Here is a 21,953-nt window from a genome sequence, read left to right as displayed (position 1 = left end):
TTTCGAACATCGTATCTTAACTGAAACATGCCACGCCAGTGCAGCGGCTGCGCGCTTGCGCGCAGGATGTTGGCAGGGTTCAATGGGCGCCCTCGATATTCACCATCAGGTTGTCCGCATGTTGTTACCGCTCGTCGCTGTCGCTCTTGGTCTTGTTGGCCTGCTATGGAGCGCCGATCGCTTCGTTGGCGCGGCCGCTGCAACCGCGTATCGCGCCGGCATGAGCATCATGCTGGTCGGCATGACCATCGTTTCCATCGGCACCTCCGCCCCGGAGATCGTCGTGTCGGTGATGGCATCCCTGGATGGCACGCCTGACCTTGCTACCGGCAATGCACTCGGCTCCAACATCGCCAACATCGCGCTGGTACTGGGCGTGACCGCCCTGGTCGTACCGATTCCGGTGCGTTTCAGCATCGTTCGTCGCGAACTGCCACTACTGCTGGGCGCGACCGGACTGGCCGGCTATGCCCTGGCCGATGGCCAGCTGAACAGCGTCGACGCGGCCCTTCTGCTGGCCCTGTTGGTGTTCAGCATCTGGTGGCTATTTCGCGCAGACGAAGGGCAGCAGGAGGTCGCCGGCGAGATCCCCGGCATGGCGCTGGGCAAGGCCCTTGTCTGGCTGGTCGTGACCCTGGCGGTGATGATCGCCAGCTCCCGCGGGCTGGTCTGGGGCGCAACCGAGCTGGCACGCTCCTTCGGGGTGAGCGAGCTGGTCATTGGCCTGACCGTCGTCGCTATCGGCACCAGCCTGCCCGAGCTTGCCGCCTGTGTTGCCAGCGCCCTGAAGCGTCACCACGACCTCGCCATCGGCAATGTCATCGGCTCCAACCTGTTCAACATGCTGGCCGTGCTGCCCGTACCTGGCTTGCTGGCACCGGGGGCCACCGACCCTGACGCCGCGGGGCGCGACTTCCCGGTCATGCTCGGCCTGACGCTGGCGCTGGCGGCCATCCTGCTGTGGCAGCGCCGCGGGCGCGTCGGACGCATCGTCGGCGCGCTGCTGGCAGCCAGCTACGCCTTCTATCTGTTCTGGCTGGGTACCTCCCTGACAGCCTGACCCTTGTGACAACGGTGGTAAACGGCAACAATCATGGCCATGACCAAATTTCCCGACGGGGCGTCGCCCTCGACACCCATCAATGTTCGCGCTATCGCCCGGCGCACGCTGGAGCTGGAGCGCGACGCGGTCGATGCGTTGATTCAGCGCCTCGATGAGGCCTTTGAGCGCGCCTGCACGCTGATCCTGGCCTGCCAAGGACGGGTAGTGGTGACAGGCATGGGCAAATCCGGCCACATCGGCGGCAAGATTGCCGCCACTCTGGCCAGCACCGGCACCCCGGCGTTCTTTGTTCATCCCGGTGAGGCCAGCCATGGCGACCTTGGCATGATCACCCCAGGTGACGTGGTCCTGGCGCTGTCCAATTCCGGCGAGACTGCCGAAGTTACCGCCTTGCTGCCTCTATTGAAGCGTATGGGCATTCCGCTGATCAGCATGACCGGCAGGCCCGGATCGACCCTGGCGCGCCACGCCGAGGCTCACCTGGATGCCGGCGTCGAACGCGAGGCCTGCCCGCTCGACCTCGCCCCCACGTCCTCTACCACGGCAGCGCTTGCCCTCGGTGACGCCCTGGCCGTCGCACTGCTTGAATCCCGCGGTTTTACCGCGGAAGACTTCGCGCTGTCCCACCCCGGCGGCAGCCTGGGCAAACGCCTGCTGCTGACGGTGGCAGACCTGATGCATACCGGCGACAGACTTCCCGTCGTGGCGACTGGCTCACCGCTCAGGGATGCTCTGCTCGAGATCACCCGCCAGGGCCTCGGTTTCACCTGCGTAGTGGCCGATGACGGTACCCTGGCGGGCGTCTATACCGATGGCGACCTGCGCCGAACCCTTGACCGCCACCAGGATTTCAGCACCCTGAGCGTGGACGATGTCATGACCAGTCCCGGACGGCGCATCCGTCCCGACACCCTGGCGGCGGAAGCCGTCAAGCTGATGGAAGACAGTCGCATCACCGCTCTGGCGGTGGTGGATGACCAGCAGCGCCCGGTTGGCGCGCTACACATGCATGACCTGCTGGCAGCAGGTGTCATTTGACGCCTGGCCTGGCGGCACTCCGGGCGCTACCGCCGGGCAGCTGCCGTCACACCTTCTGCCCACTCAACATCAAGGATCGCCATGATGGCCCACGACCCACTTGCCTCACTCTCCCCTGACCTGGTGCAACGACTTGGCCGCGTGAAGCTGCTGGCGCTGGATGTGGACGGCGTGCTGACCGATGGGCAGCTTATCTTTCATGCCGACGGTACGGAACTGAAGGCCTTCAACACCCTCGATGGCCACGGTATCAAGCTGGCCAGGCGCGCGGGAATCGACGTCGCCCTGATCACCGGGCGTAGCTCACCCATGGTCTCCCAGCGCGCCAAGGCGCTGGGCATCCAGCACGTCCAGCAAGGTGTCGAACGCAAGCTGCCGGCGCTGGCATCGCTGTGCGCCGAGCTGTCGCTGTCACTGGAAGAGGTGGCCTATTGTGGAGACGACCTGCCCGACCTGCCGTGCATTGACCGCTGTGGCGTGGGCATCAGCGTGCCAGGCGCCCCGTTCTACATTCGCGAACGCGCCCGCTGGGTCACCGAGCGCTGCGGCGGTCATGGCGCAGTACGCGAAATCACGGATACCTTGCTGGCGGCCCAGGGCCGCCTCGACGGCGTGGTGAACAGCTATCTGAAGGACGGACCCCTGATATGACATGGCGTGCACTGCGGCCCGGTTTCCGTTTCTGGCTGGTCATCCTGCTGCTGGTGCTGGGCGGTGGTCTGGCCCTGCTCGACCCGCGGGACGGCACTGTGCCCGACCTGATCACCGACGATCAGGCCGGCGAGCCGGACTACTACCTGATCGATGCCACCCTGACGCGCTTCGACACCGAGGGTGCGCCCCATCAACGCATCACGACCCCACGTCTGGTGCACACCCCGCTGGATGACATCACCCGCGTCGACCAACCTGACATGGAGCTTGTCGATGACAGTGGCCGCCTGTGGATCGCCACTGCCACCGACGGCGAACTTGGCCCGGACGGCAACCCTCTGACACTGACCGGAGATGCCCACCTTGAGGCCCCTGCCGAGCGCTGGCAGCTGGATACCGAGGTACTGGTCTATGACAGCGATTCAGGCCACGCCTGGAGTGAGACGCCTGCGGTATTGCGCCAGCCCCCCCAGGAAATGCGAGGCGAGCGCTTCGATGCCTGGATCCATGACAATACCGCCCGTCTGACCGACAATGTCACCGGCTATCATCCGCCAGAGCCTCAATAAGCCAGAGCCACACTCAGCCCGAGCCCTAACAAGGAGTCACTTCCATGATGCGTCCCCGTCCCGCGCTACTGCTCGCCCTGGCCCTGGGCCTGACGAGCGTCGCCACCAGCACCGTCACCCTGGCGCTGGAAAGCGACCGCAGCGCCCCCATTCAGGTAGAGGCCGACCAACTGGACCTGGATGACCGCGCAGGCACAGCGGTATATACCGGCGATGTGCGTATTCAGCAGGGCAGCATGCTGCTGACCGGTGAGCGTGTGGAAATTCAGCGCAACGACCAGGGTCAGCTATCCCGCGCCACGGCGACTGGCTCCCGTGCCTATCTGGAGCAGCAGCCTTCGCCGGAAGAGCCGGTGGTCAAGGGCTGGGGCAAGAAGGTGGTCTACCATGTTGCCGAGCGCCGCATGGAACTCATCGACCAGGCGGAATTGCACAAGGCCAATGACACCTTCGACGGTGCCTACCTGGAGTACTTTCTGGATCGCCGCGTCGTCCAGGCTCGCTCCAGCGCACAGGGTGTCGACGGCCAGCAGCGCATTCGCATGACCCTCGAGCCGGAAAGCCAAGGAAACTGATGAAGACTCTCCACGCTCGCCATCTGGCCAAGAGCTACAAGAAGCGCCGCGTCGTCCAGGACATCAGCCTGTCCATCGAACAGGGCAGCATTGTGGGCCTGCTGGGCCCCAACGGCGCAGGCAAGACCACCTCCTTCTACATGATCGTCGGACTGGTCAGGGCGGATGCTGGCACCATCAGCATCGACGATGACGACCTGAGCCGCGCGGCCATGCACCAGCGGGCACTGGCGGGTATTGGCTACCTGCCCCAGGAAGCCTCCATCTTCCGCAAGCTGTCCGTAGCCGACAACATCATGGCGATCCTCGAGACCCGCAAGGACCTCGACCGGGACGGTCGCCAGGCGCGCCTTGAGCAACTGCTCGAAGACTTCCATGTCAGCCACATTCGCGACAACCCGGGCATGAGCCTGTCCGGCGGGGAAAGACGCCGGGTCGAGATCGCCCGAGCCCTGGCCACAGAACCCGCCTTCATTCTGCTCGACGAACCCTTTGCCGGGGTGGATCCGATCTCCGTCGGCGAGATCAAGTCGATCATTCGCCAGCTCAAGGCTCGTGACATCGGCGTCTTGATCACCGACCACAACGTGCGCGAGACGCTGGACATCTGTGACCGCGCCTACATTGTCGGCGACGGCCAGATCATCGCCGAAGGCAGTGCCGAGTCGATCCTTGCCAACCAGCGCGTCAAGGAAGTCTATCTCGGCGAAAACTTTCGCCTTTAGCCACCACGGGCGCTGCCGGGCCGCTATGTTGGCAGGGTCTTCATGGCGCCCGCTCGACCTTGCACTGACGCGCATGCGGGGCACTGCAAGCCCTGCGCGCCACCCCCTGCCCACAAGTTGGCAAGAAGCTTGCATGGTACCTGACCCGCCGTTAGGGTAAGGCTTTTCAGCTCCACGAACGGAAGTCACATCATGGCCCTCAAGGCGTCACTGCAGCTGAAGATCGGCACCCAGCTGACCATGACCCCTCAGCTGCAACAGGCTATTGGCCTGCTCCAGCTTTCCACGCTGGACCTGCGCCAGGAAGTCCAGCAGGCGCTCGAGGCCAACCCGATGCTCGAGCTGGAGGATGAATTCGGCGAGCTGCAGGTCAAGGACAGCAAGGACGACGACTGGGCCGACGAGATCCCCTCCGAGCTAACGGTCGACAGCGACTGGTCCGATACCTATCAAGACCTTGGCACCGCCCCGGCCGGCAGCGCCGAGGCGCCAGACTTCGAGCGCCAGGCCAGCGGGCAATCCCTGCATGGCCACCTTAGCTGGCAGCTGGCCCTGCTGGACCTCAATGATAATGACAGGCGCATCGCAGAGTGCCTGATTGACGCGGTCAACGGCGATGGCTACCTGGTGGGACACCTTGACGATATCGCCCAGGGCCTGGCCGATGACGACGCTGCTGCCCCGCCCCTGCAGGACGTGGCGTCGGTGCTGGCCAGGCTGCAGCAATTCGAACCTACCGGTGTATTTGCCCGAGATTTGCGCGAATGCCTGCAGCTGCAACTGGACAGCCTGCCCCGTGACACCCCCCTTCTGCCCCAGGCGGGAAGACTGGTACGCCAGTTTCTCGAGGCGCTGGCCAGCGGTGATCGTCGTCTGCTGAAGCGCCGCCTGAGCCTGACCGAAGAGCAGCTGGACGATGTCATCGAACTGATCCGTGGCCTCGACCCTAGGCCTGGCAGCCAGTACGGCGACAGCGACAACGACTATGTCATTCCCGATCTGGTGGTCCGCCACACCGAAGAAGGCTGGCGCGTCGAGCTGAACCCTGAGGCGATGCCACGCCTGCGCATTCAACCCGACTATGCGGCGTTGATCCGACGGGCCGACAAGAGCCAGGACAACCAGTTTCTGAAGGACCACCTGCAGGAGGCGCGCTGGCTGATCAAGAGCCTGGCAAGCCGCAACGACACCCTGTTGAGGGTCGGACGCGAAATCATGGAGCGGCAGCTCGACTTCCTCGAGCAGGGTGAAGCCGCCATGAAACCGCTGGTGTTGGCAGACATTGCGGCCAAGGTCGAGATGCACGAATCGACCATCTCCCGGGTGACGACCCAGAAATTCGTGCATACGCCACGGGGAGTGTTCGAGCTCAAGTATTTCTTTTCCAGCCAGGTTGGTCAGGATGGGGATGCCCATTCCAGCACTGCCATACGCGCCATGATCAAGTCGCTGATCCAGCAGGAGCCGCCTCGCAAACCGCTGTCTGACAGCAAATTGGTGGAGCTGCTCGCCGAAGACGGTGTCAACGTCGCCCGACGCACCGTCGCCAAGTATCGAGAAGCGATGAATATTCCCTCTTCAAGCGAGCGCAAGCGCCTGCGCTGAGCCCGGCCAGAAGGCTCGAGACAGGCGAAGAGCAGAGTGCGTAGCGCAGTTGCATGAAAAGCGCAAGCGCTTGAAATATCGCACGACATCTGCGTCTTAATGCGTAGAAGCAGGGGGGTTTGCAGGATCGGAAAAAGGGTTACAATCGAGCTACCACCCGCAAGAGCAAGGAGCCTTGTCATGCAAGTCAACATTACCGGCCACCACGTCGAATTGACCGATCCCCTGCGTGACTACGTACAAGAGAAGCTCGCCCGTGTGGAGCGCCACTACGACAACATCACCAATGTGCAGGTCACCCTCTCGGTGGAGAAGGAGCGCCAACAGGCTGCCTGTACGCTTCACGCTGCCGGTGCAGACCTGCATGCAGAAGCCCAGGACGGCGACATGTACGCCGCCATCGACGCCCTTGCCGACAAGCTGGACCGCCAGCTCGTCAAGCACAAGGAAAAATCCCAAGCCCGCGCCCAAGGCGCCGGAATTCGCTGACCTCTCATGACATTGGATGCCATTCTCCCCCCCGAGCGCACGCTATTTGACGTCCCGGGGGGCAGCAAGAAGAGGGTGCTGGAATTTTTCAGCACCTTCATTGCGCAGAACACACCAAGCCTGGATAGCCAGGAAGTCTTCAGTCGCCTGATCGGCCGCGAACGTCTGGGTAGCACCGGCATCGGCAATGGCGTGGCCATTCCGCATGCTCGCAACCCTCACTGCAAGGCCCCTATCTCTGGCTTTCTCAAGCTGGCAGAGCCGATTGATTTCGACGCCATCGACGGCGAACCGGTGGACCTGGTATTTGTCTTGCTGGTGCCTGAGGAAGCGGATGATGCTCACCTTGCCCTGCTGGGACAGGTGGCCGGGGTCATGAATGACGCCGATACCCGACATCGCCTGCGCCACGCGACGTCCCAGCGCGAGCTGCACGAGCGCTTGCAGGAAGCGATTCGCCAGCAAGCCCCCGGCGACGCCACGACCTGACGGCACACGCCGAAAGCGCCTTGATCCTATGTCTTGATGGCGCACGCCTTGCCTGGCGCCTAGAAGAATGGCGCCTCGCTAACAGGGGCCTCGCTGATTAACCTCTAGCTGATTACCATCTAGCTAGATAGCACGCTCTGATCGAGCGTGATCTGGCTGTCACCGCGCGGTGACCGCCTGACACCTACTGCCCTCTTATCGCCCCCTGCCAAGGAGACAGGACATGCAGCTCGTGATCATCAGTGGTCGCTCTGGCTCGGGAAAGTCCGTGGCGCTTCAGGCTCTCGAAGACCTGGGCTTCTATGCCATTGACAACTTGCCAGCGACGCTGCTGGGGTCACTGGTCGAAGAGCTGGAGAATGGACATTCACAGCGCATTGCCGTCAGTGTCGATGCGCGCAATCTGCCCGAGGCGCTGGAGCGTTTTCCCGCGCAGCTGACGGCGCTGAAGCAAGGTCCCATCGACTGCCAGGTCGTCTATCTCACCAGCGACGCGCGGATTCTGCTGGAACGCTATTCCCATACTCGACGCCGTCACCCGCTGACCCGCAATACCGACATGACCCTGGCCGAGGCCATCGAGTCCGAGCAGAAGGCGTTGTCTGGCATTCGCGACCTGGCAGATCTGATCATCGACAGCTCCCGCCTGTCCGTACATGAGCTGCGTTCACGCATCGCCGAGCAGGTGGCCGATCATCGCAGCGGCCAGCTGAGCCTGACCATCGAGTCCTTTGGCTTCAAGCGTGGCGTGCCCCCTGACGCCGACATCGTGTTCGACGCACGCTGCCTGCCTAACCCCTACTGGGAGCCATCGCTGCGGGATGCCAACGGCTGCGATCAAAGCGTGATCGCCTTCCTTGAGCACTATCAAGACGTCGCCGACATGAAGCGCGACATCCTGACCTGGGTGCGCAACTGGCTGCCACGCTATCAGGCCAGCCAGCGCAGTTATCTGACGGTGGCCGTAGGCTGCACCGGGGGGCAGCATCGCTCGGTCTATCTGGCCGAGAGCATCGCCGCGGCGCTGGTCGACGACCACCCGAGAATACGCCTGCGCCACCGCGAGCTTGGCCAGCAACGTCGTCTGGACAGCGGGGCACAATGAGCGTGGCCAGACGCGAGCTGACCCTTACCAATCGCCGCGGGCTGCACGCTCGGGCGGCCACTCGCCTGGTCACCTGCTGTCAGGCGTTCGACGCCTCCGTGACCGTGCACCACGGTCAGCGCTGTGGGGATGCCGCCAACATCATGTCCCTGCTGATGCTGGCGGCCCCCTGCGGCACCGTGCTGACCCTGGAAGCAGAAGGTCCCGACGCCGATGCAGTGCTCGACGCTCTTGAGGCCTTGTTCGTCGCACGCTTCGACGAAGACGCCTGAGGCCCTCGGCCACTGCGCTGACCCTGCCCTACCCTCCGATTTCGCCTCGCTTCAAAGGACATCATGCAGCTTATCCAGACTGGCAAGTATACCGAGGTCCACTACGACCCGGACCAGGATGCCTTTATCAAGACCTTCACACCCAAGGCGAGCGATCGCTGGCGCTACCGCCTGGGCATTCGCCGCTACCCGGGACACAACTTTCGCTACGTAGCCCGTCGCCTGGAGCGCCTGGGAATCGACACGCCCACCATTCTTGACGCTCAGCGCTACCGTCTGGTCACCGCCAACGTCCATGGTGTGGCGCTGAAACAGCTAGTACTCGATGATCCCGCCTTGCAGGAGCGCTACCTGGACATCCTGGAAGCGCTGTATCGTGACCGCATTCACTGTCGAGGCCTGCATACCGACAACTTCCTGGTGGTCGACGGTACGATCATCGCCATCGATCTGGATGCCTACAAGGCCCCGCGCGTCTTCACCTATCCACGCCGGGAGTTCATCGACTGCCTCAGCCGGTCCCTCAAGAACGAGGAGTCCTTTCTGTTCGAGCGTTTCCTCAAGCGCGTCGACGCCCAGCATCCCTGAATGGCCTGACGGAGCCTACCCGGCTGGTGGGAGCCGCGGGAGCAATGGTAAACTCTCGGAAATATTTTTGGTTTACTATGCCCTCAGGAGCCGAAATGCCCTCTCCCGTCTGGCACCCCTACGCCCACCTCAAGACACAAACAGCCGCACCCAGGGTGGTCGGCGGGCGCGGCACCCGCTTCACCCTGGACACCGGCGAATCTCTGCTCGATGCGACCTGCTCATGGTGGTGCATGATTCATGGCTACGGTCATCCGCGCCTGGTCGACGCCATCAAGCAACAAGCTGACACCCTGTGCCATGTCATGCTGGGCGGGCTGACCCACGATCCCGCCGATCAGCTGGCGCGGGAGCTGGTGCGACTCACACCCGAAGGACTCGAGCACGTGTTCTTCTCCGATAGCGGTTCCGTCGGCATGGAAGTCGCCATGAAGATGGCCGTCCAGTACCACCATCTGCGCGGCCATTCGGGCAAGCGCCGGATGCTGTCGTTGATGAAGGCCTACCACGGTGACACCGCCGGCTGCATGGCAGTGTGCGACCCGGAGGAAGGCATGCACTCGCTGTTTGCCGGCTACCTGCCCGAACACCACTTCGCGCCGGCACCCAAGGCGCCTTACGGCGCCACTGCGCAACAGGTCGAGGCGGATCTGGCGGCGCTACGCAGCGTGCTTGAGCAACACCACCACGAGATAGCCGCCCTGCTGATGGAACCCCTGCTGCAGGCGGCGGGTGGTCTCAACATGACGTCACCGCACTATCTGCGCGGCGCACGAGCGCTGTGTGACGAGTTTGATGTCCTGCTGGTGTTCGATGAAGTCGCCACCGGCTTTGGCCGCACCGGCAAGATGTTCGCCGCCGACCATGCCGATATCACGCCCGACATCATGGTGCTGTCCAAAGGCTTGACCGGCGGCTACCTGGGTCATGCCGCCACCCTGGCCACCACCCGCGTCCATGACACCTTCATCGGTGACAGCCAGCTGCATGCCTTCATGCATGGCCCCACCTTCATGGGCAACCCGCTGGCCTGTCGGGTTGCGCTGGAGAGCCTGCGAGTGTTCGAGGAGGAGGACTACCTGGGCAAGATCTCGCACCTCAATGCCATCCTGACCCGCGAGCTGGCCGGCGACGACAGTCTGCGCCAGCATCCTGCTGTCGCTGACGTGCGCGTGCTGGGAGCTACCGGAGTCATCGAAGTGCACGATGCCTCCGCTCTTGCCCATGCGGCTGACATCGCCCGCTCACGCGGAGTGTGGCTGCGTTCCTTCGGCCGATGGCTTTATACCATGCCCGCCTACATCACCTCCGACGAGGAGATGCGCCAGATCATCGACGCCATGAAGGCGCCCTTCCTGGATGCCGCCTAGTCCTGTCGCACTCCCGCGATAGCGGCATTACCAGCCCCAGAACAGCAACCACCAGGCGCCCACCACGGGCGCCTGGGCCAGCACCATCAGCCCCATGGCCAGGCCACGCCGCATGCCTGATACGTAACGTCCGAGCAGGCCCCAGCTCAAGCAAGCGCTGACCACCACCACAAGCGTCAACAGCAGCGCTCTCACATCATCGGCCCACAGCAGCTGCCAGCCATCCCCACGCAGCAGCGTCAGGGTGGTCATCGACAGCCCCAGAAACACACCTCCGCCGGCCAGAGGAATCAGCGCATAGGACAGGTGCCACAGGCGCCGCCAGGACCACCTGCCCAGCAGCAGATTGGCCAACCCCAGCAGCGCGCTTGTCCAGCCTCCCAGGGTCAGCGCCGTCACACCGATATAGCCCAACAGCAGAGCGCCATCGAGCAGGCTGAACACATCGTGTTGCTCAGGGTAGCGGGTCAGCAGCCACCAGGGTGCCGTGGCATCCAGCAGCCAGCCCGCACCATGACCATAGAGCCACACCGCGCTCGATTGCTTGGCCGCCACGAACCAGGGACTCGCAGACCAATGGAAGGCACCCACCGCCACACCCAGCAGCCCAAACACCACCAGCAGGTACTCCCACACGGTGGCCGGCCGCTGGGGAGGGGGAGCGATCACCTCAGCCCCGGGGGCACGCAGCTCTAGATGAATCGCGCTCTTGTAGCCGGTGCAGCGTGAGCACAGATGGCAATCACTGGCGCTGTCCAGCTGCTTGAGTGGAAGCAGCACGGGACAGTCTGGAGCCGGTTGGCGAGCTACTTCGCCCCTGCGCCGTCTTTGGCCATAGCGGTGCCAGCTGGCTGGCTCGGTGCGAACGTGCAGCGGCGAAAGTTTGGCAAGCAGTGCGAAGACGCCGCTGACGGGACACAGATGACGGCACCAGACACGCTTGCCCTTGCCGTAGACCACCCCCACCAGGGCGGCGGCTACGGTTGAGCCTCCCAGCACCAGCAGTGCCGCCTTCGGGTACTGATAGACACTGATCAATTGGCCATACACGGTGGTCATGACAAAACCCACCAAGGGCCAGCCACCCCAGCGCATCCAGCGTGGTATCGCACGCCCCAGCCCCACGCGACTGGCCGCCTCCGATATCGCCCCTTCAGGGCACAGCAGGCCACACCACAGCCGCCCCGCAACGACCATGCTGACCATCACGAAGGGCCACCAGATACCCCAGAAAACGAACTCGGCGAACACGGTAAGGTGTCCCAGGATGCGGGACTGGTAGTCGGGCAGCGGCAACAGGGGGGGTATCAGCAGCAACACTGCATAGAACAGCACAACGCTCCATTGCAGCCCCAGCACCGCTCGACGATGATCGGCCAGCCAATGTCCTAGCTGATCCAGGCGCGAGCGCCCATCGTCGCCGCGCTTGACTGATGCGGACAGACAGCGACGCTTGCTCACAATGCCACCCGATCTCTGCTCTGCCTGCGCAGGGGAACATGCAGGTACATGATGACCAGCCACCAGTACGCGATGTAGCCCAACACCAGGGTGGAGGGCGGCCAGGCCCGATAGCCAGCGATGGCGGCTAACATCCCCCCTACACCCTGACCGTCGTCCAGCCACTGACTGGTATCCCAGAGCGGATCCATGCCAGCGGGCAACCAGCCCAGATTGATCAACCCTTCCAGCGCCGACACCCAAAGACCGGCCGCCACCAGCAGCAACAATGCTTCGCTGATCACAAAATAGAGGCGCCAGGCAAAGCGCCGCGACGTCCATTGCAATGCCCAGAAACATAGCGCTGCCATCACCATTCCCAGGCCGGCGGACAGGACAAAGTCCCAGCGCGTGCCCTGATGCCATTGCGCGACACCGATGCCATAGAGGAATACCAGTGTCTCGGCGCCTTCCCGGGCGACCGCCAGCGCCGCCAGGCTGGCGATCCCCCACTGACGGACCGGAGCCAGGCAGCGCTGGGCGTCGCGCTCAAGCCCCCCCTTGAGCGTCGCGCCATGACGCCGCATCCACGCCGCCATATGCACGATCAGAAGCGCCGCCACGGCTGACATGATCACCTGAAACAGCGTTTGAGCGTCTCCGCTCAGCACGTCGCCGACGCCCATCAAGGCCGCGCCTAACGAGATGGCCAGCGCGATGCCCGCCATGGCTCCCGCCCACAGCCACCTCAGGGCATCACGGCGCTCGGCGCGAACCAGCCAGGTGTAGAGGACACCCAGCACCAGAATGGCTTCCATGCTTTCACGAAACACCACCACGAAGGCCGCGCCATTCATGGTGCAGCCTGCTCATCTGGGGCAACCGCGATGATTTCGCCCTGCGCCTCGGGCAGGTGGAATTCATCGAAATACTCGTAGCGGCCTGGCTTGAGCGGATGGATGACCACAAAGGAGTGGACGCCAGGGCCCATCACCTTTTCCTGGCGCAAGCGACGACTTTCGAACTCGACCGGGGTGGCCCCGCTGTTGTGCAACTCCAGCTTGAACCGCTCCCCCGCTCTGACCAGCAACGGGGTAGGCTCGAGACGCCCGTCATCAAGCGTCAATCGATAGCTGGGCAGGCCCTCGGCCAGGCCCTCTCCCGCAACGGCCCACAGCGACATCAGCGACAGGGCCACCAACGGCCCTCTGACGAGGGCTTCCCCCAACGGTGAACGACGTAACAACAGCATGATGTGAGTTCCCTTCTCAGTATCCGCCCTTCTTGCCGACGCCGGCATAGACGAAGTCATACTCGACGTCGAAGGGCGCATACCAGGGCGCGACCCCGGTCTCCTTGTCCACGTGGCGCATCAACTCCGGGGCTTCCACGTGAAAGGTCAGGTGATAGGCTCCCGCGCCATCCAGTGCCACATTGCTGCCATAATGAGTGCCGTCACTGGCAATCATCGGCATCAGTGATCCCTCCATCACGCTGTCGCTACCTTCCTTCTGCAGGCGATAGTCGATATGCAGAAAAGGGATCCATGCCCCGGGAGCAAAGCCATTGGCGTTATCTTCCAGGGCGTGAATATCCGCTTCGAGGTGAATATCGGCATCCCCGGCAACCAGCGCACCGGCCGGCTCCATGACGACTGGCTGCAGATACACCGCCGCCACCTCCATGCCGTTGATCAGGGCTGGCTCTCCGATGGGGTACTCGAGCGCGGAGGCGGACGAACAGACGGCAGCGAAAGCGACAGCCGCGACGAGGGAACAGGCTCGGGCAGGGAGCGCAAGTGGGGACATGACGAACCTCAAGGCGTAGATGACAGGGATGGCTCGCCTCGGGACCTTCATTTACGAATGATTATCCCTTGGCGCCGTGCCACTGTACGTCGGGCCCTGTCGTCAACTACTGACGTGCGTCAAACTAGACGTGACGACTTGCACCACACCTACGATTGGGTAACGCTTACTCACCTTTAAGTGATATCAGGCAGACACTCCATGGCGACTCTGAGCAAGACCCGCACCAGCTTCTACCGTCGGCTATATGTCGCCCACCTCATCGCCAGCGGCGTCGATACGGTTCCCGCCATCACGACAGCGACCGGCATGCCACGTCGCACCGCTCAGGACACCCTGTCCGCACTGGAAGAGCTGGACATCGAATGCCACTTCGAGCATGAACAAGGCAAACCCCACAATATCGGCCATTACCGCATCGTCGACTGGGGCCCCATCGACGCGACCTGGCTGGCCTCACACGCCGAGCGGCTGCGCCAGACGCTCGGCTACCCGGCAATGAGCTGACCCACCCCACTCTGTAGCCGGCGTCATCCTGGCACTCCTCTTACGTTCTTGACCCAGTCTTACTTAACGGTACTTCACATCATGGATGCCAGACTTGAGCAGCGGGCGCTGACCCTCTCGATCATCACGACCCTCGGTGTGGCCCTGCTTGGGGTCATCTTTGGCCTTCTGGCCGGCTCACAAGCGATCTTGTTCGACGGGGTCTTCTCGACCATCGACGCCGCCATGTCGACCTTGGCCCTGGCGGTGTCACGGCTGGTCATGCGTGAAGCGACACAGCGCTTCCAGCATGGCTTCTGGCACTTTGAGCCCATGGTCGCTGCGCTGAATGGCGCGATTCTGCTGCTACTTTGTTTTTATGCGTTTCTCAACGCCCTACGCGAGCTGCTCAGCGGGGGACACGCCCTGGCCTTCGGGGCGGCGACGCTTTACGCCGTGGCGGTGCTGGTCATCTGCAGCACCATGGCCATCTACCTGAAGAGGATCAATCGCCGGGCGAGATCGGAATTTCTGCGTATTGATCAAAAGAACTGGCTGATGGCGGCACTGATTACCGGGGCGCTGCTGGTCGCCTTCGTGATCGCGTTGTTGCTGGAGGGCAGCGCGCTGGACCACTGGACGCCCTACGTCGACTCCGCCTTACTTGTGGTGCTGACCCTGGTCTTCATCCCGGTACCGATCGGTATCATCCGTCGTGCCGCCAAGGACATTTTCCTGATGGCACCCAGCGCGATCGATCGTGAAGTCCACGCCGCCATGGCCGAGGTCATGCAGCGAGAAGGGCTTAGCCACTACTACAGCCATGTGGCGAAGAGTGGCCGAGGCCACCGTATTGAAATCCATATTGTCACCGCGCCCCACTTTGCCAGCGGGCGCGGTATGGTCGAGATGGACGAGATTCGCGAGGATATCTCGCGCCGACTCAGCATTCCGCCGGAGCGACGCTGGTTTATCGTGGCCTTTACCGCTGAGGAGCGCTGGGCATAGCGCTTCATCATGCTCTGAGCCAGCGTGAAAGCTGGGTGGCATGCCCATGCCACCCTCCTACCTCGCCAGGGTAGGACCCTCTGGGATCCTATCGACGGCCAGCATGGCGTAGACCACGTGGGAAAGGGGGCGGCCTCGAACCCATTCGCAGTCGCGCAAGACACCTTCTTGCCTGAACCCGAGTCGCTCGGGGATGGCACGGCTGCGGGTGTTATATTCGGCACAGCGTATTTCGAGGCGATGCAGCGCCAGTTCATTGAAGCCGTAGGCCACCAACGCAGACACACTCGCTGCCATGCGCCCGGCGCCTTGCCTGTCGTGCCGCAGCCAGTAACCCATCGTCGCCCAGCGGTGACCCTCGACAATCCGATTGAAGCCGACCACCCCGATCAGTTCGCTGCCGCCACCTTCAGTGCCTTCCATCAGGGCGAAATGACGGGCGATGCCCAGTCGTCGCTCGGCCATGGCTGCAGTGACAAAGACCTCACAATCCGTGGGGGATACGGTCGTATCCACCCAGGGCAGCCATGGGCCAAGTGAGTCACGGCTGGCTTCCACCGCCTGCCAGATACCGTCACCGTGGACCGCCGCCAGCGGCTCTAGCCACAGCTGGCTGGAGACGGGCAGAGATGCCAGCGACGGACGGCTCATGGTGCCGCCTGCCAGCGGTCGCGACCGCTGCGCTTTGCCTCCAGCAGCGCCTGATCCGCGCGGTTCATGGTCTGCTCGTAGGTTTCGTCACCCCGGTGCTCGGCGGCACCGATACTCACCGTCACGGTCAGATCGCTGCCCTCGATCAGGCGGGTTTCCTTGAGGTTGCCGCGCAGCCGCTCAAACAGAGGTTCTGCCGCCCACAAGGAAGCACCAGGCAGGGCCAGCAGAAACTCCTCCCCGCCCCAGCGACCGACAATGTCGCCGCCGCGCAGGGTGTCGCTCAGCACCCGCGCCACCGTCAGCAGGGCCTGGTCCCCCACATCGTGGCCGTGGTCATCATTGAAACGTTTGAAATGATCGATATCGACCATGGCCAAGGTGAACGGCCTCTGCTGACGCCGATTGGCCGCCATCAACCGTCGCAGCTCAGTATGCAGACCACGACGATTGGGAATCTTGGTCAGTGGGTCCAGCATCACCTCACTTTCCAGGGTCTGGTTACGCTCGAACAGCAGCTCCTGATAGCCATCAGCGATGCGCGACAGCTTGCGCTGGCGCCGCTGCTGGCGCTCGAGCCGCCGCTCGGCGGTGGTAAGATCCGACTTCACACCCCGCTGAAAGCCATCTGAGATGGCGGCCATGCGCTCCAGCCGCTCGAGCTGATCGGTGTGCCGCAGGTACAGCGCCTCAAGCGGCGCGCGCAGAGGGTTTTCTGCGTACTCCGGTGACGCCAGCATTTCCTCGATGTCGCGAAGCAGCTGACGATCCCTTTCCGTCATGGAGTCACTTCCTCGATCGGGGTGATCGCGAACGGAAAACTGCAATCTTCCTTGAACTCTTCGGCAAGTTCGGCGATGCGTTCATTTCGCACATCGTAGCGCCAGTCGACGCTGCACTCGGTGCCCTCCTGATGCGCTTCTTCCATCAGGTCAAAGATATCCATCATGGCCTTGACCGAACTGGTGTTGAGATACACCAGGTCGAGCTGCACGCACAGCGGCTTATCGCCGGAACGCAGGTAGGCATCCACCCAGCTCAAGACGCTGCTGTAGAGCTCGAAGGTGTTTTCCGGATACGAGTCGCCGCGCATCGTCAGGCGCCCGGCTTCCCAGTCAGAGCGGATGTCTGGTGTCGACTGGGTTCCGTCAATCGCGAGGTCGTTAATCATGGTGATGACTTTCCGTCAAATGGTAGCGGTAATGCAGAAGAAACTTTGCTGGTCCGACATCGGCTTGAGCGTGGACCGCAGCGGCTGACAGGACTTGCGCGCCATGTCGATCAGCCCCAGGCCTGCACCCCGGGAGCCCTCTTCCCGAGGCTTCCTCAGCTGCTGCTTGTAGACCCGCTTCAACTCACTCGCATCCAGCCCGCTCAGCTCGCCGACGGTAGCCATCAAGCGCTCACCATCGGCATGCTCGACCACGTTGCCCGCGGACACCTGATAATGCCCTTCTGGACTGCGCGCAACGGCCACCGTGGCCGTCGCCCGGTGGTCGTCGTAGCCCATGGCGGTAGCGTAGTGGCTGATATTCTGCGTCATCTCGATGTAGGTCGAGAAGACGTCCATTGCCGCCGACGGCTCTGCCGACTCACTGTTCAGATAATTGCGAATGGCCTTGCCGATTTCTTCGATCAGGCTATGAGAAATCGGGCCATTGAAGCTAAGCAGGACGCGCTGCTGGTCGAACTGCTCACGTAGCGTCAAGAGGTCCATGGGGTGTCCTCATCAAGACCATGGGAGATGTGGGTGGTCGCCTCAGCTGACGGCTCTGATGTGGCAGCAACAGGCTGGAAGCACAGCAATGTGATGTCGTCACGCTGGCGCTGGTCGCCCTGGAAGTGCTCGAGCTCTTGCAGAAATGCCGCCACCTGAGCGCTTGGCGTCAGCGCAGCGTGAGTCATCAGCATGGCCTCGAAGCGACGCTTGCCAAAGCCGAAGCCGTCCTTGCCCCCCGCCTGATCCAGAAAACCGTCACTGCACAGGGTACAGGACCAGCCAGGGGCAACTTCCAACGTTTGATTACGATATTCACCTGGACGCTTGTAAGCCAGTGCGCGGCGCCCTCCCGCCAATACCTGAAGCTGGCTGCCGTCGGTCACATAGAGATCCAACTTGGCACCGGCATAGGTCAACCGTCGCTCATCGGCCTCTACCCATACCAGACCCACATCCATATGGGGGGTAACGGCCTCGGACTCGGTCTCGCCAAGCAAGGTACGCCGTATACGACGGTCCATCTCTGTCAGGATCGCCGCCGGGTCCTCTGGCCCGACCTGATTCACGGAGTTGTCGAAGGCCGCACGTGCCAGCATGGTCATCAACGCCCCAGGAACCCCGTGACCCGCGCAGTCGATGACGCCCAGCAGGTAGCCGTGGCCCGCATTGCGGAAGACGAAGATATCGCCGCCCACGGCATCCCGTGGATTCCACAGCACGCCATGATGGAGTCCGGCGCACTGGGTCAGGTCACGGCGGGGAAGTATCGCTTGCTGCAGGGCTCTGGCGCACTCCAGCGAATCATCGATCTGGCGCTTGGCCTCGCTCATCTGATGATTGGCGCTCTCCAATGCCGCCGTGCGGTGTCGGATTCGCTCCTCAAGCTCATCGGTATGCGCCATGACCTGATCCGCCATGCGCTGGAAGTCCCGGGACAGATCGCCGATCTCGTCGCCCCTGTCGCTGTCCAGCTCGACATCGTACTGGCCTCTTGCCAGCGCCTGAGCAGAGCGGCTGAGGCTCTGTACCGGCTTGACGATGAGCCGCCTCAACGCGATCACCACGATCAGCAGAACCACCACCAGACTTCCCAGCAGAGTGAAAAGTAACGGCCATAGCCAGCGCTTTTCCAGCAGGGTGGTGGCGTAAGGGTCGATAGCAGAAACCAGCCACCAGTCGAGCTCTGGCAGGTAGCCAACCGCCACAACGCGCTCCTCGCCGGACCACGGCAGGAGGCGCATGACCACCTTGCTCTGCCCTTGACGTGCGCTCGCCAACATCTCGGCCAACGCCTCAGGGTCCCCTACTGCAGCCTCCAGTTTACCGCCACTATTATTCTGGTTGCTGAGGTCGCTGGGGATCAAACGGCCATCTTCGGCCACCGCCAGTAGCTGGCCGCCGCGCCCCAGCACATAGGACGACACACCTTCTGGCTGATCATCGAAGCTGCTGGCAAGGAGACGCTCGAAGTTGAGACCACCACCAACCATGCCAAGCGGGCCGTCATCGCCATCCACACGAACGTTGATCCACACCCGGGTAGTGTCCAGAGCAGGGCTGTAGGCTACCTGCACTCGTGTAGGCGCCCCGCTATCCAACATGCGAAAGTACCAAGCGTCCTGTGGATCATCGCGACTGAGAATATTGCGCGGATCACGGCTCGGGCTCATCTTGCCGTCGTTGAAGTAGAACTGACCGCTGGCATGGTGCACAACAAAGTAATCGTCACCGTCAAACTGCTCCCGGAACCCCTCTGACTCGGCAAAGAAGCGTGCCTTGCGTTCCTCGTTACCGATATCCGACAGCCACTCTCGCGTCACCGTCAGATCACCGAAGCGTTTCGCCAGGGCCAGCTCTGTCGACAGCGGGGTCAGCATGCGCTGGGTATGCAACTGACTGTACTGCTCTGCGAAGCGCTCTCCAAAGTAGCGCTCGACGTCCTCCAGGGCGTGGCTACCGATCCATAGCACCGGCGCCAACGCCACCAGAAAAGACAACAGGGGGATCAACAGAGACTTTACGCCCAGGCCGAGGTGCCGGCTCATCGTGCCTCCTTGGCAGATATCCAGAGACGAAACAAATCTTCCATGCTTTTTCACTTAAGGAGTATGCAGTACGGCGCATCATGCCATGAAACCCCTATGTCCGCTAATGAACGCGCTTATCAGTGTAGTCTGATGTTTATGACTTCACTGATATCAGATAACTCACAGACCGATACAGGCGCTGGCCAGTCGATCGACAACAGATAAAAAAAGCGGCGAGCCAGGCTCGCCGCCAACGATCAGTCACCTGACCGAGAGAGCTCGATTGACCGACCGCAGCGACGACACGCAGAGGCCGGTACGGTTTACGACTACCGCTCGAAGCCCAGGCCAAAGGCCCCTTCATCCAATCCCATCAGGCTCTCTGCACCTGACTGCATCTGCGCGGCGTGGGCTCTGGTGCGCGGCAACAGGCGCTCGAAGTAGAAACGGGCGGTATGGATCTTGGCCTCGTAGAAGGCCGCATCGGTTGGCGACTGTGCCAGCGCCTGGCGGGATGCCTTCACCGCTTTGGCGAACAGATAGGCCAAGGTGATGTAGCCGGAATACATCAGGTAGTCCACCGACGCCGCGCCGACTTCCTCCCGATCATTGATCGCCTTCATCCCGATCGCCATGGTCAGTTCGCCCCACTGACTGTTCAACTTAGCCAGAGGAGCAACAAAGGCGGCCATGTCCTCGTTGTCTGCTTCCGCCTTGCAGAACAGATGGATCTCCTTGGTGAACACCTTCAGGCTTTCGCCTTGGTTCATCAGCACCTTGCGTCCAAGCAGATCGAGGGCCTGGATGCCAGTGGTGCCCTCGTAGAGACGGGTAATCCTGGCGTCCCGCACCAGCTGCTCCATCCCCCACTCGTGAATGAAACCGTGTCCACCGAAGACCTGTACGCCTTCATTGGTTGCCTCGAAGCCCAGCTCGGTCAGAAATGCCTTGACGATGGGCGTCAGTAACCCCAACAGCGTTTCGGCGCGCTCCCGCTCTTCCCCTGCCGACGTCTGTTCGACCACATCGATCAGCTGAGCGGTATACAGCACCAGCATCCGACCGCCTTCTGCGATGGCTTTCTGGGTCAACAGCATGCGCCGCACGTCGGGATGCACAATGATCGGATCCGCGGCCTTCTCCGGCGCCTTGGGCCCAGATAGCGCGCGCATCTGCAGCCGCTCACGGGCATAGCTCAGCGCGTTCTGGAAGCTGGCCTCGGCCAGGCCCAGCCCCTGAATGCCCACCCCGATCCGGGCCGCATTCATCATCGTGAACATGCAGGCGAGTCCCTTGTTGGGAGCTCCGATCAGGTAACCCGTGGCGCCATCGAAATTCATGACGCAGGTGGCATTGCCGTGAATCCCCATCTTGTGTTCCAACGAACCGCAGGTCACACCATTGCGCTGACCGGGCTTACCCGCGGCATCGGGCAGAAACTTGGGGACGAGGAACAGCGAGATGCCTTTGGAACCCTCCGGCGCATCCGGCAACTTGGCCAGCACCAGGTGCACGATGTTGTCGGCAAGATCGTGGTCGCCCGCAGAAATGAAGATCTTGGTGCCACTGATGCGGTAGCCGCCCTGCTCGTCCGGCGTAGCCTTGGTCTTGATCAGGCCAAGGTCTGTGCCGCAATGGGGCTCTGTCAGGCACATGGTGCCCGTCCAGCTGCCCTCCACCAGTTTGGTCAGATAGACCCGCTGTTGCTCCGGCGTGCCGTGATGGCGCAGCGCATCTGCTGCACCGTGAGACAGGCCGGGATACATGCCCCAGGAGAGGTTGGCTGCACAGATCATTTCCGACAACAGCATCGACAGAGACGGCGGCAAGCCCTGGCCACCATGCTCGGGCTCTGCGGCCAACCCGGGCCAGCCGCCATCGACGTACTGACGATAGGCGTCACGAAAGCCGTCGGGGGCCTTTACATCGCCGTCTTGCAGACGGCAGCCTTGCTTGTCTCCGCTCTGATTCAACGGCAGCAACACTTCACGCGCAAAGCGCGCCCCCTCTTCCAGGATGGCAGACACCACGTCTGGCGAAACGTCGTCGCCCGCGGGCAAGCGGGCGTAATGAGCCGGATAGTCCAACAGCTCATCCATCACGAAGCGCATGTCGCGCAGCGGTGCCTGATAATCTGGCATGGGTCACTCCTGTCCATCCGAGGCGATGCCCGTGCCACCATGGCTCAGCGGGCTTTCAAACATGTGTTTGAAAATAGCGGCGCAACCGACCGCAAGTCAAGCGTTCGTTTGAACTCTTGGCATCCCAGAG

Annotated in this window: 25 protein-coding genes; 15 read left to right on the top strand and 10 right to left on the bottom strand. The window is 62.5% G+C overall.

Annotated features, from left to right (window positions below):
* The first annotated feature begins 118 nt into the window (after positions 1-118).
* The 13 genes from KUV72_RS09565 (at position 119) to bioA (ending at position 10,542) form a co-directional block, all read left to right on the top strand.
* A complete protein-coding gene (locus KUV72_RS09565) occupies positions 119-1,060 on the top strand; it encodes a calcium/sodium antiporter (RefSeq protein WP_222162997.1) in 942 nt (313 codons plus the stop codon).
* Between the two features lie 33 nt (positions 1,061-1,093).
* Positions 1,094-2,101 (top strand): KpsF/GutQ family sugar-phosphate isomerase, encoded by a 1,008-nt coding sequence (locus tag KUV72_RS09560; RefSeq protein ID WP_374107028.1) that lies wholly within the window; start codon positions 1,094-1,096, stop codon positions 2,099-2,101.
* An 84-nt stretch (positions 2,102-2,185) separates the two neighbouring features.
* Complete coding sequence (locus KUV72_RS09555; protein ID WP_222238337.1) at positions 2,186-2,752, top strand: KdsC family phosphatase; 567 nt, start codon at positions 2,186-2,188, stop codon at positions 2,750-2,752.
* The gene (gene lptC, locus KUV72_RS09550) at positions 2,749-3,324 is read left to right on the top strand and encodes an LPS export ABC transporter periplasmic protein LptC (RefSeq protein ID WP_222238127.1); all 576 of its coding nucleotides are present in this window, start codon (positions 2,749-2,751) and stop codon (positions 3,322-3,324) included. The genes KUV72_RS09555 and lptC overlap by 4 nt, the downstream gene beginning before the upstream one ends.
* 44 nt (positions 3,325-3,368) lie before the next feature.
* Positions 3,369-3,899, top strand: a complete 531-nt coding sequence (lptA, locus tag KUV72_RS09545) for a lipopolysaccharide transport periplasmic protein LptA (protein ID WP_206937203.1) — start codon at positions 3,369-3,371, stop codon at positions 3,897-3,899.
* Entirely contained in the window at positions 3,899-4,624 is a 726-nt protein-coding gene (gene lptB / locus KUV72_RS09540) for an LPS export ABC transporter ATP-binding protein (protein ID WP_222238126.1), read from the top strand. Before lptA ends, lptB begins: the two co-directional genes overlap by 1 nt.
* A 192-nt stretch (positions 4,625-4,816) precedes the next feature.
* Entirely contained in the window at positions 4,817-6,229 is a 1,413-nt protein-coding gene (locus tag KUV72_RS09535) for an RNA polymerase factor sigma-54 (RefSeq protein ID WP_222162995.1), read from the top strand.
* A gap of 180 nt (positions 6,230-6,409) precedes the next feature.
* Entirely contained in the window at positions 6,410-6,718 is a 309-nt protein-coding gene (gene hpf, locus KUV72_RS09530) for a ribosome hibernation-promoting factor, HPF/YfiA family (RefSeq protein ID WP_206937196.1), read from the top strand.
* A 6-nt stretch (positions 6,719-6,724) separates the two neighbouring features.
* On the top strand, positions 6,725-7,207 hold the full coding sequence (gene ptsN / locus KUV72_RS09525) for a PTS IIA-like nitrogen regulatory protein PtsN (protein ID WP_222162994.1): 483 nt from the start codon (positions 6,725-6,727) through the stop codon (positions 7,205-7,207).
* 223 nt (positions 7,208-7,430) lie between these two features.
* Positions 7,431-8,312: an RNase adapter RapZ gene (gene rapZ, locus KUV72_RS09520; protein ID WP_222162993.1), complete on the top strand. Its 882-nt coding sequence runs from the start codon at positions 7,431-7,433 to the stop codon at positions 8,310-8,312.
* 2 nt (positions 8,313-8,314) lie between these two features.
* Positions 8,315-8,584 carry an HPr family phosphocarrier protein gene (locus tag KUV72_RS09515; RefSeq protein ID WP_222163229.1) on the top strand — a complete coding sequence of 90 codons (270 nt, stop codon included), beginning with the start codon at positions 8,315-8,317 and terminating at the stop codon, positions 8,582-8,584.
* Between the two features lie 63 nt (positions 8,585-8,647).
* Positions 8,648-9,172 carry a hypothetical protein gene (locus tag KUV72_RS09510; protein ID WP_206937188.1) on the top strand — a complete coding sequence of 175 codons (525 nt, stop codon included), beginning with the start codon at positions 8,648-8,650 and terminating at the stop codon, positions 9,170-9,172.
* Positions 9,173-9,267: 95 nt separating this feature from the next.
* Positions 9,268-10,542: an adenosylmethionine--8-amino-7-oxononanoate transaminase gene (gene bioA, locus KUV72_RS09505; protein ID WP_222238125.1), complete on the top strand. Its 1,275-nt coding sequence runs from the start codon at positions 9,268-9,270 to the stop codon at positions 10,540-10,542.
* Between the two features lie 27 nt (positions 10,543-10,569).
* Here bioA and KUV72_RS09500 read toward each other — a convergent pair whose 3' ends face one another.
* From KUV72_RS09500 to KUV72_RS09485, 4 genes are read right to left on the bottom strand one after another with little or no spacing between them, the layout of a single operon-like run.
* Positions 10,570-12,003 (bottom strand): 4Fe-4S binding protein, encoded by a 1,434-nt coding sequence (locus KUV72_RS09500; RefSeq protein ID WP_315857874.1) that lies wholly within the window; start codon positions 12,001-12,003, stop codon positions 10,570-10,572.
* A complete protein-coding gene (locus tag KUV72_RS09495; protein WP_222238124.1) occupies positions 12,000-12,839 on the bottom strand; it encodes an FTR1 family protein in 840 nt (279 codons plus the stop codon). The genes KUV72_RS09500 and KUV72_RS09495 overlap by 4 nt, the downstream gene beginning before the upstream one ends.
* A complete protein-coding gene (locus KUV72_RS09490; protein WP_224852041.1) occupies positions 12,836-13,234 on the bottom strand; it encodes a cupredoxin domain-containing protein in 399 nt (132 codons plus the stop codon). The genes KUV72_RS09495 and KUV72_RS09490 overlap by 4 nt, the downstream gene beginning before the upstream one ends.
* A 16-nt stretch (positions 13,235-13,250) precedes the next feature.
* Positions 13,251-13,790: an iron transporter gene (locus tag KUV72_RS09485; RefSeq protein ID WP_222238123.1), complete on the bottom strand. Its 540-nt coding sequence runs from the start codon at positions 13,788-13,790 to the stop codon at positions 13,251-13,253.
* A gap of 201 nt (positions 13,791-13,991) precedes the next feature.
* On the opposite strand from KUV72_RS09485, the gene KUV72_RS09480 reads away from it, so the two are divergent.
* Positions 13,992-14,297, top strand: a complete 306-nt coding sequence (locus KUV72_RS09480; protein WP_206937177.1) for a helix-turn-helix domain-containing protein — start codon at positions 13,992-13,994, stop codon at positions 14,295-14,297.
* 81 nt (positions 14,298-14,378) lie between these two features.
* Positions 14,379-15,284, top strand: a complete 906-nt coding sequence (locus tag KUV72_RS09475) for a cation diffusion facilitator family transporter (protein WP_222162989.1) — start codon at positions 14,379-14,381, stop codon at positions 15,282-15,284.
* A 57-nt stretch (positions 15,285-15,341) separates the two neighbouring features.
* On the opposite strand, the gene KUV72_RS09470 is transcribed toward KUV72_RS09475, so the two are convergent.
* The 6 genes from KUV72_RS09470 to KUV72_RS09445 form a co-directional block, all read right to left on the bottom strand.
* Positions 15,342-15,935 carry a GNAT family N-acetyltransferase gene (locus KUV72_RS09470; protein WP_222238122.1) on the bottom strand — a complete coding sequence of 198 codons (594 nt, stop codon included), beginning with the start codon at positions 15,933-15,935 and terminating at the stop codon, positions 15,342-15,344.
* A complete protein-coding gene (locus KUV72_RS09465) occupies positions 15,932-16,717 on the bottom strand; it encodes a diguanylate cyclase (RefSeq protein ID WP_222238121.1) in 786 nt (261 codons plus the stop codon). Before KUV72_RS09465 ends, KUV72_RS09470 begins: the two co-directional genes overlap by 4 nt.
* Positions 16,714-17,106: a biofilm regulation phosphoprotein SiaC gene (siaC, locus tag KUV72_RS09460; protein WP_261317430.1), complete on the bottom strand. Its 393-nt coding sequence runs from the start codon at positions 17,104-17,106 to the stop codon at positions 16,714-16,716. The genes KUV72_RS09465 and siaC overlap by 4 nt, the downstream gene beginning before the upstream one ends.
* Positions 17,107-17,121: 15 nt before the next feature.
* On the bottom strand, positions 17,122-17,652 hold the full coding sequence (gene siaB / locus KUV72_RS09455) for a biofilm regulation protein kinase SiaB (protein ID WP_222162987.1): 531 nt from the start codon (positions 17,650-17,652) through the stop codon (positions 17,122-17,124).
* Entirely contained in the window at positions 17,640-19,700 is a 2,061-nt protein-coding gene (siaA, locus tag KUV72_RS09450) for a biofilm regulation protein phosphatase SiaA (protein ID WP_222238120.1), read from the bottom strand. Before siaA ends, siaB begins: the two co-directional genes overlap by 13 nt.
* Positions 19,701-20,011: 311 nt before the next feature.
* Positions 20,012-21,823 (bottom strand): acyl-CoA dehydrogenase C-terminal domain-containing protein, encoded by a 1,812-nt coding sequence (locus KUV72_RS09445; protein WP_222238119.1) that lies wholly within the window; start codon positions 21,821-21,823, stop codon positions 20,012-20,014.
* Positions 21,824-21,953 lie beyond the last annotated feature (130 nt).

The sequence above is a fragment of the Halomonas sp. DP4Y7-1 genome, from assembly GCF_019800705.1.
Taxonomy (GTDB): domain Bacteria; phylum Pseudomonadota; class Gammaproteobacteria; order Pseudomonadales; family Halomonadaceae; genus Halomonas; species Halomonas litopenaei_A.
This window is presented reverse-complemented; position numbering and strand designations above follow the sequence as displayed.

Excerpts from the sequence above, each read along its gene's own strand:
- KUV72_RS09480 (WP_206937177.1), top strand. The coding sequence starts at position 13,992 with ATGGCGACTCTGAGCAAGACCCGCACCAGCTTCTACCGTCGGCTATAT.
- rapZ (WP_222162993.1), top strand. The coding sequence starts at position 7,431 with ATGCAGCTCGTGATCATCAGTGGTCGCTCTGGCTCGGGAAAGTCCGTG.
- hpf (WP_206937196.1), top strand. The coding sequence starts at position 6,410 with ATGCAAGTCAACATTACCGGCCACCACGTCGAATTGACCGATCCCCTG.
- KUV72_RS09510 (WP_206937188.1), top strand. The coding sequence starts at position 8,648 with ATGCAGCTTATCCAGACTGGCAAGTATACCGAGGTCCACTACGACCCG.
- bioA (WP_222238125.1), top strand. The coding sequence starts at position 9,268 with ATGCCCTCTCCCGTCTGGCACCCCTACGCCCACCTCAAGACACAAACA.
- siaC (WP_261317430.1), bottom strand. The coding sequence starts at position 17,106 with ATGATTAACGACCTCGCGATTGACGGAACCCAGTCGACACCAGACATC.
- KUV72_RS09475 (WP_222162989.1), top strand. The coding sequence starts at position 14,379 with ATGGATGCCAGACTTGAGCAGCGGGCGCTGACCCTCTCGATCATCACG.
- KUV72_RS09465 (WP_222238121.1), bottom strand. The coding sequence starts at position 16,717 with ATGACGGAAAGGGATCGTCAGCTGCTTCGCGACATCGAGGAAATGCTG.
- lptA (WP_206937203.1), top strand. The coding sequence starts at position 3,369 with ATGATGCGTCCCCGTCCCGCGCTACTGCTCGCCCTGGCCCTGGGCCTG.
- siaB (WP_222162987.1), bottom strand. The coding sequence starts at position 17,652 with ATGGACCTCTTGACGCTACGTGAGCAGTTCGACCAGCAGCGCGTCCTG.
- KUV72_RS09555 (WP_222238337.1), top strand. The coding sequence starts at position 2,186 with ATGGCCCACGACCCACTTGCCTCACTCTCCCCTGACCTGGTGCAACGA.
- lptB (WP_222238126.1), top strand. The coding sequence starts at position 3,899 with ATGAAGACTCTCCACGCTCGCCATCTGGCCAAGAGCTACAAGAAGCGC.
- KUV72_RS09565 (WP_222162997.1), top strand. The coding sequence starts at position 119 with ATGTTGTTACCGCTCGTCGCTGTCGCTCTTGGTCTTGTTGGCCTGCTA.
- siaA (WP_222238120.1), bottom strand. The coding sequence starts at position 19,700 with ATGAGCCGGCACCTCGGCCTGGGCGTAAAGTCTCTGTTGATCCCCCTG.
- lptC (WP_222238127.1), top strand. The coding sequence starts at position 2,749 with ATGACATGGCGTGCACTGCGGCCCGGTTTCCGTTTCTGGCTGGTCATC.
- KUV72_RS09470 (WP_222238122.1), bottom strand. The coding sequence starts at position 15,935 with ATGAGCCGTCCGTCGCTGGCATCTCTGCCCGTCTCCAGCCAGCTGTGG.
- KUV72_RS09490 (WP_224852041.1), bottom strand. The coding sequence starts at position 13,234 with ATGCTGTTGTTACGTCGTTCACCGTTGGGGGAAGCCCTCGTCAGAGGG.
- KUV72_RS09560 (WP_374107028.1), top strand. The coding sequence starts at position 1,094 with ATGGCCATGACCAAATTTCCCGACGGGGCGTCGCCCTCGACACCCATC.
- KUV72_RS09485 (WP_222238123.1), bottom strand. The coding sequence starts at position 13,790 with ATGTCCCCACTTGCGCTCCCTGCCCGAGCCTGTTCCCTCGTCGCGGCT.
- KUV72_RS09445 (WP_222238119.1), bottom strand. The coding sequence starts at position 21,823 with ATGCCAGATTATCAGGCACCGCTGCGCGACATGCGCTTCGTGATGGAT.
- ptsN (WP_222162994.1), top strand. The coding sequence starts at position 6,725 with ATGACATTGGATGCCATTCTCCCCCCCGAGCGCACGCTATTTGACGTC.
- KUV72_RS09495 (WP_222238124.1), bottom strand. The coding sequence starts at position 12,839 with ATGAATGGCGCGGCCTTCGTGGTGGTGTTTCGTGAAAGCATGGAAGCC.
- KUV72_RS09535 (WP_222162995.1), top strand. The coding sequence starts at position 4,817 with ATGGCCCTCAAGGCGTCACTGCAGCTGAAGATCGGCACCCAGCTGACC.